Raw genomic sequence first — 12,983 nt, 5'->3', positions numbered from 1 at the left:
GTGATGTTTCTATAGCCTGCAGCTGGTTCCGCCGCATTCTTTCCGGTGGCATTAAATTATCACAAAATGGCGGGGGCTGAAAAAGAAAAAGCCCCTGACCGCATTGGGACAGGGGCTTTACATCCTTGGGAGGAATCAGTTGCCGGCGCTTTCCATCTTACGGTTGGCGATCACCTCTTCCAGCCAGCCCAGCTTCATCTCGGGGACGGAACTCAGCAGCAGGTCGGTGTAATCGTCGAACGGCGGGCTCAGCACCTGGCTCTTGCCGCCGTAGCGCTGCACCTTGCCCTGGTACATCACCGCGATGTTGTCGGAAATGGCGCGCACCGTCGCCAGATCGTGGGTGATGAACAGATAGGCCACATCCTCGATCTTCTGCAGGTCCAGCAAGAGCTTCAGGATGCCGTCCGCCACCAGCGGGTCCAGCGCCGAGGTGACCTCGTCGCAGATGATCATCTTGGGCTTGGCCGCCAGCGACCGGGCAATGCAGACACGCTGCTTCTGGCCGCCCGACAGTTCCGCCGGGTAGCGGTCCATGAACTTCTCGCCCAGCTCGATCTCGTCCAGAAGTTCGATGATCCGCTTCTTCTTCTCGGCGCCGCGCATGCCGAAGTAGAACTCCAGCGGGCGGCCGATGATGGTGCCGACGGTCTGGCGCGGGTTCATCGCCACGTCTGCCATCTGGTAGATCATCTGCAATTCGCGCAGGTCCTCGCGCGAGCGCCCTTTGAGGTCCGGCGACAGGGTGCGGCCGGCAAACTCGATCTCGCCCTCGCGCGGCGGCAGCAGGCCGGTGATGACGCGGGCGAGGGTGGATTTGCCCGAACCGGACTCGCCCACCACGGCGAGGGTCTGGCCAGGGTACAGATCGACGTTCACATTGTGCAGCACGTCGAACCGGGTGCCCTTGTAGCGCGCGGTGATGTTGCGCACGCTCAGCACCGGCTCCTCGGTCGGCGCCTTCTCCTCATGATCGATGGAGCGCACCGAGACCAGCGCCTGGGTGTATTCCTCCTGCGGGTTGTTGATGATCTGGTCGACCGTGCCGTATTCGACGGTGTCGCCCATTTTCAGCACCATGATGTCGTCGCTCACCTGCGCCACAACCGCGAGGTCGTGGGTGATGTAGAGCGCGGCAACGCCGGTGTCGCGGATCGCTTCCTTGATCGCCATCAGCACGTCGATCTGGGTGGTCACGTCGAGCGCGGTGGTCGGCTCGTCGAACACCACCAGGTCCGGCTCCGGGCACAGCGCCAGCGCCGTCATGCAGCGCTGCAGCTGGCCGCCCGACACCTGGTGCGGGTAGCGCTCGCCGATGTTGTCCGGATCCGGCAGGCCCAGCTTGGCAAACAGGGTGCGGGCGCGGGCCTCGGCGTCCTTGCGGGAGAACTTTCCCTGCTCCACCGCCGCCTCGACCACCTGGTCCATGATCTTCTTGGCCGGGTTGAAGGAGGCCGCTGCCGATTGCGACACATAGGTCACCTCGCCGCCGCGCAGCTTGCGCACATCGCGCAGGCCGGTTTTCAGGATGTCGCGGCCGTTGACCCAGACTTCGCCGCCGGTGATCTTCACGCCGCCGCGGCCATAGGCCATGGAGGCAAGACCGATGGTGGATTTGCCGGCCCCGGATTCACCGATCAGCCCCAGCACCTTGCCCGGCGCGAGGTCAAAGCTGACCCCGTGCACGATCTCGATGTCCTTGGGCTTTTCCCCCGGCGGGTAGATGGTCGCGCCGATTTTCAGGTCGCGGACTTTCAACAGGGTCTCGCTCATCCGCGGCCTCCTTTCAGCGAGGTTGTCCGGTTCAGCACCCAGTCAGCCACCAGGTTGACCGAGATCGCCAGGGTGGCGATGGCAAAAGCCGGGATCAGGGCCGCGGGGATGCCATAGACGATGCCGTCCTTGTTTTCCTTCACGATGCCGCCCCAGTCAGCCGCCGGCGGCTGCACGCCCAGGCCCAGGAAGGACAGGGTGGAGACGAACAGCACCGCAAAGATGAACCGCAGGCCCATTTCCGCCACCAGCGGCGACAGCGCGTTGGGCAGGATTTCACGGAAGATGATCCAGGAGGTCCTCTCGCCGCGCAGGCGGGCCGCTTCGACGTAGTCCATCACCTCGATATCGACCGCAACCGCGCGCGCCAGACGGTAGACCCGGGTCGAGTCCAGGAGGCCCATCACCACGATCAGGATCGGGATGGTCACCGGCATCACCGACAGCACCACGAGGGCAAAGATCAGCGTCGGGATCGACATGATCAGGTCGACAAACCGCGACATCGCCTGATCCAGCCAGCCGCCGGCCTCGGCGGCGATGAAGCCCAGAACGGAGCCGGTGGTGAAGGACAGCAAGGTTGCTGCGGTGGCGATGAAGATGGTGGTCTGGCCGCCGTAGATCATCCGGGTCAGCAGGTCGCGGCCGATGTTGTCGGTGCCCAGCAGAAATTCGGCGCTGGCAGGCTCCCAGACGTCGCCGACCACTTCGCCGACGCCGTAGGGGGCCAGCAGCGGCGCAAAAATCGCGCCGAGGAAGTACAGGGCCGTGAAGAACAGCCCGATGAGTGCGGAAACGGGGATAGTCTTCATTTCGGATGCCTCAGGCGCGGGTTCGACAGGATGGCGACGACATCGGCAATCATGTTGAGACCGATATAGACGGCGGCAAAGATCAGGCCGCAGGCCTGCACCACAGGCACGTCCCGCTTGGACACGTGGTCCACCAGATACTGGCCCATGCCGGGATAGACGAACACCACCTCGATCACCACGACGCCGACCACCAGATAGGCGAGGTTCAGCATCACCACGTTGACGATGGGGGCAACCGCGTTCGGGAAGGCATGGCGGTAGATCACCTGAAAGGCGTTGAGGCCCTTCAGCTCGGCGGTCTCGATATAGGCCGACTGCATCACGTTGAGGATCGCCGCCCGGGTCATCCGCATCATGTGCGCCAGCACCACCAGGGTCAGCACGGCGATGGGCAGGGCGATGGCGTTGAGCTTTTCGAACAGGCTCATGTTGTCGTTGATCATCGCCACCGACGGGAACCAGCGCAGCTGCACCGCGACGAGATACATCAGCACGTAGCCGATCAGGAATTCCGGAATGGAGATCGAGGCGAGGGTGACGCCGGAGATCAGCTTGTCGGGCCAGCGGTCCTTGAAGCGGACAGCGAGCAGGCCCAGGAAGATGGCCAGCGGCACCGCAACCACGGCGGCCCAGAAGGCAAGGAACAGGGTATTCCAGAAGCGGCTGGCGAGGGCCTCGGAAATATCCTGGCCGCTGGTCAGCGCGGTGCCCAGGTCGCCCTGGATGGCACCGAACAGCCAAGCGAAATAGCGCTGCACGGGCGGATCGTTGACACCAAGCTCAGCTCTCAGGTTGGCAAGCGCTTCCGGGGTTGCCGACTGGCCCAGGATCGACTGGGCGACATCGCCGGGCAGGATCATAGTGCCGGCGAAGATCACCATTGAGATGAGCAAAAGAAGGAGGAGGCTCAGCGCGATGCGCTGAGCCAAGAGTTTGAAAACAGGCGACATTTAGGCTTTGACCCACAGCTTGCTGGCGGCGTAGCCATTCATCAGGACCTGGCCCGGAATACCTTCGACCCAGCCGTCCACATTGTCGGTGGTTGCCTCGACAAAGTCGTTGAACATCGGGCAGATCAGGCCGCCTTCGTCGCGCAGGATGGTCGACATGTCGGCGTACATCTGGGTGCGCTTGGCCACGTCCAGCTCGCCGCGGGCGGCCACCAGCATCTGGTCGAACTGCTCGTTGTTGAAGCGGGTGTCGTTCCAGTCCGCGGTCGACAGATAGGCGGTGGTGAACATCTGGTCCTGGGTCGGACGGCCGCCCCAGTAGCTGGTGCAGAAGGGCTTGTTGTTCCAGACTTCCGACCAGTAGCCGTCGTTCGGCTCGCGCTTGACGTCCAGCTGGATGCCGGCGCTGCCCAGCGACTGCTGGAACAGGGCAGATGCATCCGGCGCGCCCGGGAAGGAGTTGTCCGAGGTGCGCAGCAGGATCGAGCCGTCGTGGCCTGCCTTCTTCAGGTGGTGCATCGCCTTGTCCGGATCGAACTGGCGCTGCTCCAGCTCGGTGTACATCGGATAGGAGGCGTTGATCGGAGTGTCGTTGCCGACGGTGCCGTAGCCGTTCAGGATCTTGTCGACCATTTCCTGGCGGTTGATGCCGTATTTCAGCGCCATGCGCACATCGTTGTTGTCGAACGGCGCGGTGTTGCAATGCATGATGAACACGTAGTGGCCGGCCGCGGAGGTCGAGTGCACGGTGATGTTCGGCGCGCGGTCCACCAGTTTCGCGGTGCGCGGCGGCACCCGGTCGATCACATCCACCTGGCCGGACTGCAGCGCGGCGACACGGGCGGTGTCGTCGTTGATGACGATGATTTCCACGGTGTCCGCATTGCCCAGATCGCCCCAGTAGTTCGGGTTCTTCTCGGCCACGAAGCGCACGCCCATGTCGGAGGACTTCATGATGTAGGGGCCGGTGCCGATGGCCGCTGCGGGATCGTCGTTGCCGCCGTTCGGCTGGATGATCAGGTGGTAGTCGGCCAGCAGATAGGGCAGGTCGGCATTCGGGCTGTCGAGCTCGAAGACAACGCTGTCGCCATCCGCCCGCACGTCCTTGATGCCGCGCATGATGCCCAGGGCGCCGGACTTGGTGTCCTCGCCGCTGTGGCGTTCCATGGTCTTGACCACGTCCTCGGCAGTGACGTTCTGGCCATTGGAATACGTGACGCCCGGGCGCAGCTTGAAGGTCCAGGTCTTGGCGTCGGCCGAGGCTTCATGGCTTTCGGCCAGCTTGCCTTCGATGCCGCCGTCGTCGGCCAGTTCGACCAGCGTTTCCCCCCACAGGCGGGTGACCATCAGGCCGACGGTGTTGGTGACCAGCGCCGGATCCAGGCTGTCGGTGGTGGAGCCGCCCTGCAGGCCCAGGCGGATGGTGCCGCCTTTTTGCGGGCCGGCCGCCTTGGCGGCGGTGGACAGCAGCAGGTTGGCGGAAACAGCGGTAAAGCCCAGAGCGGCGGCCTTGCCCAGGAAGTCGCGGCGGGACAGCTTGCCTGCCACAGCCTGGCTGGCCAGATACTGCATGTGTCTGTTCATTGAGTTCTCCCGATTGGTTGCGGTGCTGCAAGCACCCGTTTTTTGATTGGTGGTTTAAGATTTGCGCATTTGCCGCAACCTCGCAAGCGTTATTCGCGAAACGCCTGGCAGGGCTGCACACGCGCCTGCGAGGCCTGCTGAAGGGAAGTCGCCTTTTTCAAGCAAGGTGCCGCTTTTAGCCGCCATGCCACGTGTAAAACAAAAAAACATCGGGAATGCGACAGGAAACTTTTGTGCGGAGAAATGACGGATTTTTTATGAATTGACCGGGTTGAACCGCAATGCTGGCGGTAACAGGGAAAGAATCGATGCTTTCTGTCCTAAAAACGTCGCACTCGCCACCGCCCCCATCAGGTGCCCCGCCCCGCGGCGCTTGCGCCGGAGGGAGCGGCGGGGGCCTGATTGCGGCGGCAGGTCGCGACCGCCGGATCAGGCCTGTTCCGTATCCATCCAGATGGTGACCGGGCCGTCGTTCAGCAGCCGCACTTTCATGTCGGCGCCGAACCGTCCTGTTGCGGTTTCCAGACCCAGCCGGGAAAGCTGATCCGCGAAATACCCGTACAGCCGTTCCCCGTCGGCCGGGGCGGCGGCGGTCGAAAACCCGGGCCGGTTGCCGCGGCGGGTATCGGCGGCCAGGGTGAACTGGCTGACCGCCAGCACGCTGCCGCCGGTGTCCAGCACCGAGCGGTTCATCTTGCCGCCCTCATCCTTGAAGATCCTGAGCTTGGAAATCTTGGCGGCCAGCTGGTCCGCCTGGGCCTCGCCGTCGCCCTGCATGGCGCAGACCAGGATCAGCAGGCCGGGGCCGATCTCTCCCAGGGTCTCGCCATCCACCGTGACCGAGGCTTCGCTGACCCGCTGTATCAATGCCCGCATCTGTATGTCCTTGTCCTGTCTCAGCCGCGCCAGTCGGCAAAGTCCGCCAGCGCCGCCCGGCGGGTGCGGAACCTGTTGGCCGGGTGGTCCCCGTCGCCGTAGCCAAAGGAAATGGCGCAGAGGATGATCCGGTCGTCCGGTATCGCCAGCAGTTCATGCAGCAGCGGCGCAAAGGACGCAACCGCCGCCTGCGGGATGCTGGCAACCCCGGCGGCCCGGGCCGCCAGCGTGAAGGCCGCAACAAAGCCGCCGCAATCCATCGCGCCGTAGGACCCAAGCTCTGCCGGAGACGACAGGATCGCGCAATGCGGCGCGCCGAACAGCCGGTAGTTCTCCCTCATCTGCCGCGCCGAGCCCGCGCGGTCGCCTTTCTGCACGCCGACAGCCTCATACAGCGCCCAGCCGCAGTCGCGCCGCCGCTGCTGGTATTCACCGGAATAGCCATCGGGAAAGGGCAGGTCGGGGCTGTGCCCGCCGCCCTCCGCCGCCTTCAGAAGGGCAGCCCGCACGCGTTCCGTCTCGGCACCGCTGCAGATGGTCGCTTTCCAGGGCTGTGCATTGCACCAGGAGGGCACTTTCTGCGCGGTGCGCAGGATGTCTTCGATCACCCCGCGCGGCACCGGGTCCGGGCGGAAGGCGCGGCAGCTATGGCGGGCGGCAAACAGGGTGTCCAGGCTTTGCAGTTCGGGTGTCACATCCAGTCCCTCCAGGCGGCTGCAGGCCAGACTGGCGTCAGAATTTCTTTTGCGCAAGCGCCCCGCTTGCGCCGGATCAAGGCAGTGCCGCAGCGTCAGAGGTACAATGGGCCGAAACCAGAAAGGAGTGTGGACCATGGTGGAAAAAACCGAACACGGCGGTTTCTGGCCGTCGCTTTATGATCCTTTCCGCAGCTTCGGAAGCCGTCTTGCCGATTGGCTCAATCCCGCAACCGAGGCATCCTCGGGCAAGGAGGCCTACGATATTGCGATGGAGCTTCCGGGCGTTGCCCTGGGCGATGTCGAGCTGACCGTGGACAACGGCGTGCTGACGATCCGCGGCGAGAAGAAGACGCAGTCCGAGAAGACTGGCGACACCTGGTACTTCAGCGAACGCCAGTATGGTGCCTTCCGCCGCTCCTTCCGTCTGCCGGAGGATGCCGACGGGCAGGCGGCCTCTGCCAGGATGGAGGACGGCGTGCTGCATATCTCGGTGCCGAAGAAGGCGCTGGAGCAGCCTGAGACCGCCCGCAGGATCGAGATCAGCAAAGGCTGACAGGGGGGCCGGCCAAGGTTCCGGTTCAGAACCGGGGACAGGAACCGGCCGGATCAGGAAGGGGGAGACCGCTCCCCCTTCCGCATTTTCAGGGATTACTGCTGGCTGGCCAGCAGGGCAGCGCCCGCGGCGATGGCGAGCGCCAGGATGACCGCAGCGGCAATCTTCCAGGCCGAATAGGGCCGCTCGCCCTGCACCCGGCCGGATTGACCGTTCACCACAAAGCGGTAGGTCCTGCCGCGGTATTTATAGGCCGCCAGCCAGACCGGCAGCAGGATGTGCTTGAAGGTCACGCCGGACATCTGCGTCTCGATGCTGTTGATGCGCTGCCGGTCGCCGCCGATGTCGAACCGCACATCGCGCTCGATGACACGCTCCATCTTCTGCCCCGCCTCGGCAAAGCCCGCTTCCAGCTCCACCGTGTAGGCTTCGGCCCGGAAACCGGCCAGGTACTGCGGCTGATAAGGTTCCAGCTGCGACAGGTCCCAGGGCTCCAGTGCTTCGGTATAGCGTTTGGGCAGGCTTTTTGACGCCAGCACCAGCACATCGTCAAAGAACCGCTGCACCCGGCCCGAAACCGGTGTCCAGCGCACTTTGGAGACTTGCCGGGTCCTGGTCTCGCCGTCCTGCCGGTAAGTTTCGGTGACGTAGTAAACGGTGCCGCGCTGACCGGAATAGCGGCTGCGGGTCTGGGCGTCATAGGTCCAGTAGGGCACATAGACCCCCTGCATGCGCCGCCCCTTGCGGGCGTATTCCTGCAGGCCATTGGGGGCAAACCACAGGCTGCCCAGCCAATTGTTCATCGCCTTGTGCGCGGTACGCTCAGCCACTGCAAAGGGCAGCACGCCCTTGGGCTTGATGTGCCGGTTCTCGCCGGTGCCGGTGACCACGGGAGTGGCACAGAACGGGCATTCCTTGGCGTGTGTATCGGGATCGAACTCCACCTGCGCCGCGCAATTGGGGCAGGTGGAGACACGGGTGACTTCGATCTCTGCTTCCGGCAGCTGCTCCGCCACCGCAGCACGGAAATCCAGCTCCTGCAGGGCGGTGCCTTGCCAGGGTCCGCTGCGGATGCTGTTGGTATGGCCGCAGTGGCTGCAGACCAGCGTGCCATCGGCCGGGTTGTAAGTGTAATCCGCGCCGCATTGCTCGCAGGGGAACCGGTGGCTGTTTTCCCCGGCAGGGAGCGCGCGTTCAGAGGGCGGCGGCGGAGGCATCGTCACGGGAAGCAGAACCTGTCAAAGGGAATGTAATCAGCGATTGGGCGCGCGGCGGCGGCTTTGAGCAACGGCCGCCGCGGCGGAAATTCAACCCGCCGGCGGGGGCGGGGGCGGCGGCAGGATGGTGAACAGCTGCGCCAGCTCCATCACGTCACCGGCCCGTTTCCAGCCATCCTGGCCGGGGGTCCAGACATGAGTGTCCCGCGTCAGCGTGCCGTCCTGCGCCATCCGCCCCATCCGCGCCTTGGAAAACGGGCCGGAGGTCTGCCCGTCCGCCGCGATATGCCAGACATGCTCGACAGGCGGCGGGGGCGGCGCGATGGGGGCGGCCTGCGGGCTGGCGGCAGGCGCTGCCGGTGCGGCGGCAGCGGGGGCGGGGCGGGCGCCCCAGGGCCCGGAGGGCTGACCCGCTGCCATATTGCCCATCTGCTGGGCCATCGCCATGCCCATTCCCATCCCCATGCCGGCCCCCATGCCGCTGTTCGGGGTCTGCGCCGCGGCCGTCATCGCCTCGGCTGCGGAAAACTGGGTGTAGCGGCCCAGATCGCCCAGCACCCCCATCTGGGTGCGCTTGTCCAGCGCGTCCTCCACCGCTGGCGGCAATGAGATGTTTTCGATGTAAAGCTCGGGGATGGACAAACCGTATTCGGCGATTGTGCCGGAGATCTCAGCGGCCACCAGCCTGCCCAGATCCGCCGTGTTTGCGGCCATGTCGAGAACCGGAATGCCGGAACCGGCAACAACCCGGCTGAATTCCTGCACGATGACGTTGCGGATCTGGTAGGAAATCTCGTCCATGGTGAACTCGCCGTCGGTGCCGACGATCTCGGTCAGGAACCGCGCCGGATCCGCCACCTTGACCGTATAGGTGCCAAAGGCGCGCAGCCGCACTGGGCCGAACTCCGGGTCGCGGCAGATGATCGGGTTCTTGGTGCCCCATTTCAGGTCGCTGAACCGGGTGGTGTCGACAAAGTAGATTTCCGATTTGAACGGCGACTGAAACGCATGGTCCCAATGCTGCAGCGTCGTCATGACCGGCATGTTGTTGGTCTCAAGCATGTAGAGGCCCGGCGTGAACACATCCGCCAGCTGGCCTTCATGCACAAACACCGCCGCCTGGCCTTCGCGCACCGTCAGCTTGGCGCCGTATTTGATCGCATGGCCCTCGCGCTCGAACCGCCAGACCATGGTGTCATGCGTGTCATCCACCCAGTGAATGACATCAATGAATTCGCCTTTGAGAAAATCGAAAATACCCATCGTCAGGTCCTCTTCACTTGGCGCAGCCGCGTGGCTTTTGCATGGCGCCTACAATTCCTGGCCCATCGCCTCGCGGGCGAGAATGCGGATCACCGGGCGGGCGTCTTCGGCGCTCATGCCGGTCTTCAGTCTTGGATCATACAGCATCTGCAGCAGTTTTTCGTCAAAGCTGGTCAGCAGCGCGAATTCGTCGTCGTCGTTGAAGATCGAAGGCCGCGCCCGCGGGCTGTCGTTCCGAAGGCCCAGCCCCTGCGCCACTTCCTCGTGCACGCAGCTCTTGCGCACCAGATCGGGATGCTCCGCCCGGATCAGCGCGACCGCGCGGGTGTAGGACAGCGGGTCGCTTTGCGGCCCGCCTGCCACCACCAGGCAGTAAAAGCTGCGCGGCGGGGCAGCCAGCAGCGACAGATCCCTGGCGCTGATCGCGGGCAGCAATTCACGCACCCGTTCGGCGACAAAGGCGCTGTCATCCAGGCTGGCAAAGATCACGTGGAAATTTGCCCGGGACGCCACGGTGCTCACAGGATGGCTGGTGATCCGGGCCAGCCGGGCGGCATAGGCGGAGACCGTTTCCTTGTCCGCCGCCCTCCGGGCCGCAGGCACCGAGGGACCGAACTCGGCCGCGATCCGCACCGGACCGGCCCAGCGGCCCAGGCCGCCGGAAATACCCGAGCCGCCGTATTCGTCGTAAAAGGCCAGTGCTTCGAAACTCTCGGCCAGATCCTCGGCGTCAAAGGGCGTGTCCGGCCCGCCGCCATCGGTGCGCAGCAGGCCGCGGGTCAGCAGGTCGCGCTGCAGGGCGTTGTAATAATAGGCCAGCTGGGCGCTGTCGGCAGAGGGTTTGTAGACCGCCGGTGCCGGTGCGGCGGGGCGGGCCAGAGGCACCAGCGATTCCGGCTGGGCAAAGGGCAGGCAGGCCGACAGGGCCGCCAGCCCGGCAAGGGCCGCTCCAGTTGTCCATACGGCTTTCTGTGCCCGCACGCCTGCCATTCCGGTCAGTTCGGCACAGCGGTGCCGGCATTGTCGCCAACCCCATCACCGCGCGACTTGGCGGCCGCCAGCGTATCACGCAGCTCGGCCTCCATCTTCTGCAGATCGCTTTCCGCGGCGGCGCGTTTGGCCTTGCCCTCGTCGGCGATGCGCAGGCTGTCCTGAATGGTGCCGATCAGATCGGCATTGGCCTGTTTCACCGCCTCGATGTCAAACACGCCGCGCTCCATCTCCTGGCGGATCATCTCGTTCGACTGGCGCAGGTTGGCGGCGTTCGAGGTCAGCAGGTCGTTGGTCAGGTCATTGGCATCGCGCACTGCCGCCGCCGCCTGGGCCGAGCGCTGGATGGTCAGCGCCTGGGCCAGCTGGGTCTCCCACAGCGGCACGGTGTTCACCAGGGTCGAGTTGATCTTGGTCACCAGCGACTTGTCGTTCTCCTGCACCAGCCGGATCGAGGGCAGCGACTGCATGGTCACCTGGCGGGTGAGCTTGAGATCATGCACGCGCCGCTCCAGGTCGTCCCGGGCGGCCCGCAAATCGCGCAGCTCCTGCGCTTTCATCACTTGGTCGCCTTCCGGCGCGGCCCGAACCTCGGCTTCCTTTGCCGGAATCGCCGTGCCGTCCAACTCTGCCAGCTTGGCCTCGCCCGCGGCAATGTACAACGCCAGTTCGTCATAGAACTGCAGCGTCTTTTCGTACAGCATGTCGAGCGATCTGATGTCCTTCAAAAGGGTATGCTCATGCCCCAGCAGCTCATCGGTGATCTTGTCGATCTGCCCCTGCACGGTTTCATACCGGGCGGTGAATTTGGCAAAGGGGGCTGCCTTGCCCAGGAGCCGCTCCCAGAAGCTGGGCTTGCGGCGGATATCCAGTTCGGAGACCGAAAAGCCGCGGATCGTGGTCACGATGTTGCGCAAGCTGTCGCCTGCCGGCCCCACATCCTTGTTGCGCACATCCGAGAGCATCGCCTGGCTGATCGTCTGCAGCTCGCTCTGGGCGCCCGAGCCGAAATGGATGATCGAATTGGTGTCGCCCATGTCGATCTGCTCCATCCGCACCCGGATCGCCTCGCTGGTGGGGGCGTCGGCCTGCTCCAGCGGCTGAACTTCGGCAGCGGGTTCGGGCAGTTCGATGGCGGTGACCTCGTTGACCAGGGCCTCGGCCTCAGCGGCTTTCTGTTGCACGGCTTCGGACATGAATGGCTTCCTCGCTAATCAGTTCTGGTCCGGATGGACCCCTTCGCGCCGCAGCCTGTCGCGCAGCACATCAATTTCGATTGTCAGGTCCGCGCGGTCCTCCACCAGCATCCTGCGGGTGCGCGCGGCAAAGTTCTGCTCCAGATCGTCCAGCAACGCCAGATAGTCGGTGCGGGCCTGGGTGTCCTGGCTGCGGGTATAGATATCGGCAAATTTCACCGTCGCATCGCGGGCGCCCTGCAGATAGACGGTCAGGTACTTGCGCGCAGCGGTCAGGTCGCGGGGGTCTTCTTCCACCGTGCGGAACAGGTCGCGGGCCACGGCCTGGAACTGCTCCACCCGGGCCTCGATACTGCGGTCACGGGCGCGCAGGGCGGCGTCCCTCATCGCGGCAAGGCTGTCTTCGGCTTCATCCACCGCACGCGCCACGCGGGATTGCTGGAATTCGTCGATGCCTGCGGCCCCCTTGTCCTGCAAGGGGTCGATGCCAAAGGCGGTAATATGCAGCCCGGCTGTTGCAGCGCCGTAGATGGCGGCGGTCAGGATGCCGGGTTCGGCCTTCCACGCTGCCAGCACCGCGCCCGCGCCGGCCAGAAGCGCGGCCAGTATCTTGCGGGGCAGGGCGGGCCTGCGGGCCACCTTGCGGGCGGCAAAGGCGGCCTCGGCCTTCAGGCCCTCGCGCAGCAGGAATGCCCCGCCGGTCCAAAGCCCGGCGCCAACCAGTCCCAGCGCCAGCCCGGTTGCGCCGTGATTCAAGGACAAAAGCGTCAGCACCGCGGGCGGCACAAACATCAGGTTGGCGCGCACGCCAACAGGGTCCACCTGCGCATTGCGATAGGTCTGCCGCTGCCCGGAGGGCTGCGGCCCGGACTTGCCGCCGGGGCTGTATTTGCCGCCGAAACGCGGTGCCATGGTATCAGCCCCCCGCAATCCAGCCGGTGCTGAGACCCAGCATAAGGATCAACAGGGCGGCATAGGCAAGTTTCTGCACGCAAGTCCCCCCAGGAACGGCCAGTGAAGGTTAACTGATTGGAAATCTAGGGGATAGCTGGCGGTGTTGCTAGGGGG

At 64.7% G+C, this 12,983-nt stretch carries 12 protein-coding genes; 1 reads left to right on the top strand and 11 read right to left on the bottom strand.

Annotated features, from left to right (window positions below):
* Positions 1-135: 135 nt before the first annotated feature.
* The 6 genes from OKQ63_RS11935 to OKQ63_RS11910 all read right to left on the bottom strand — a co-directional run bounded on the left by OKQ63_RS11935 (position 136) and on the right by OKQ63_RS11910 (position 6,693).
* Entirely contained in the window at positions 136-1,773 is a 1,638-nt protein-coding gene (locus OKQ63_RS11935; RefSeq protein ID WP_264210298.1) for an ABC transporter ATP-binding protein, read from the bottom strand.
* Complete coding sequence (locus OKQ63_RS11930) at positions 1,770-2,585, bottom strand: ABC transporter permease (RefSeq protein WP_264210297.1); 816 nt, start codon at positions 2,583-2,585, stop codon at positions 1,770-1,772. Before OKQ63_RS11930 ends, OKQ63_RS11935 begins: the two co-directional genes overlap by 4 nt.
* The gene (locus OKQ63_RS11925; protein WP_264210296.1) at positions 2,582-3,538 is read right to left on the bottom strand and encodes an ABC transporter permease; all 957 of its coding nucleotides are present in this window, start codon (positions 3,536-3,538) and stop codon (positions 2,582-2,584) included. The genes OKQ63_RS11930 and OKQ63_RS11925 overlap by 4 nt, the downstream gene beginning before the upstream one ends.
* The gene (locus OKQ63_RS11920) at positions 3,539-5,122 is read right to left on the bottom strand and encodes an ABC transporter substrate-binding protein (RefSeq protein ID WP_264210295.1); all 1,584 of its coding nucleotides are present in this window, start codon (positions 5,120-5,122) and stop codon (positions 3,539-3,541) included.
* Between the two features lie 429 nt (positions 5,123-5,551).
* Complete coding sequence (gene dtd, locus OKQ63_RS11915; RefSeq protein ID WP_264210294.1) at positions 5,552-5,998, bottom strand: D-aminoacyl-tRNA deacylase; 447 nt, start codon at positions 5,996-5,998, stop codon at positions 5,552-5,554.
* 20 nt (positions 5,999-6,018) lie between these two features.
* Complete coding sequence (locus OKQ63_RS11910; RefSeq protein WP_434086010.1) at positions 6,019-6,693, bottom strand: nitroreductase; 675 nt, start codon at positions 6,691-6,693, stop codon at positions 6,019-6,021.
* Between the two features lie 136 nt (positions 6,694-6,829).
* Between OKQ63_RS11910 and OKQ63_RS11905 the strand changes: the two genes are divergently transcribed.
* Complete coding sequence (locus OKQ63_RS11905; protein ID WP_264210293.1) at positions 6,830-7,249, top strand: Hsp20/alpha crystallin family protein; 420 nt, start codon at positions 6,830-6,832, stop codon at positions 7,247-7,249.
* A 95-nt stretch (positions 7,250-7,344) separates the two neighbouring features.
* Here OKQ63_RS11905 and OKQ63_RS11900 read toward each other — a convergent pair whose 3' ends face one another.
* From OKQ63_RS11900 to OKQ63_RS11880, 5 genes are all read right to left on the bottom strand, one after another.
* Entirely contained in the window at positions 7,345-8,466 is a 1,122-nt protein-coding gene (locus tag OKQ63_RS11900; protein ID WP_264213913.1) for a TFIIB-type zinc finger domain-containing protein, read from the bottom strand.
* Between the two features lie 90 nt (positions 8,467-8,556).
* Positions 8,557-9,729, bottom strand: coding sequence for an SPFH domain-containing protein (locus OKQ63_RS11895; RefSeq protein ID WP_264210292.1), 1,173 nt, complete (start codon positions 9,727-9,729; stop codon positions 8,557-8,559).
* A 48-nt stretch (positions 9,730-9,777) separates the two neighbouring features.
* Complete coding sequence (locus OKQ63_RS11890) at positions 9,778-10,719, bottom strand: DUF2927 domain-containing protein (RefSeq protein WP_264210291.1); 942 nt, start codon at positions 10,717-10,719, stop codon at positions 9,778-9,780.
* 5 nt (positions 10,720-10,724) lie between these two features.
* The gene (locus OKQ63_RS11885; RefSeq protein WP_264210290.1) at positions 10,725-11,915 is read right to left on the bottom strand and encodes a toxic anion resistance protein; all 1,191 of its coding nucleotides are present in this window, start codon (positions 11,913-11,915) and stop codon (positions 10,725-10,727) included.
* Between the two features lie 18 nt (positions 11,916-11,933).
* Positions 11,934-12,827, bottom strand: coding sequence for a 5-bromo-4-chloroindolyl phosphate hydrolysis family protein (locus OKQ63_RS11880; protein WP_264210289.1), 894 nt, complete (start codon positions 12,825-12,827; stop codon positions 11,934-11,936).
* Between the last annotated feature and the right edge of the window lie 156 nt (positions 12,828-12,983).

The organism is Leisingera thetidis (assembly GCF_025857195.1).
Taxonomy (GTDB): Bacteria; Pseudomonadota; Alphaproteobacteria; order Rhodobacterales; family Rhodobacteraceae; genus Leisingera; species Leisingera thetidis.
This window is presented reverse-complemented; position numbering and strand designations above follow the sequence as displayed.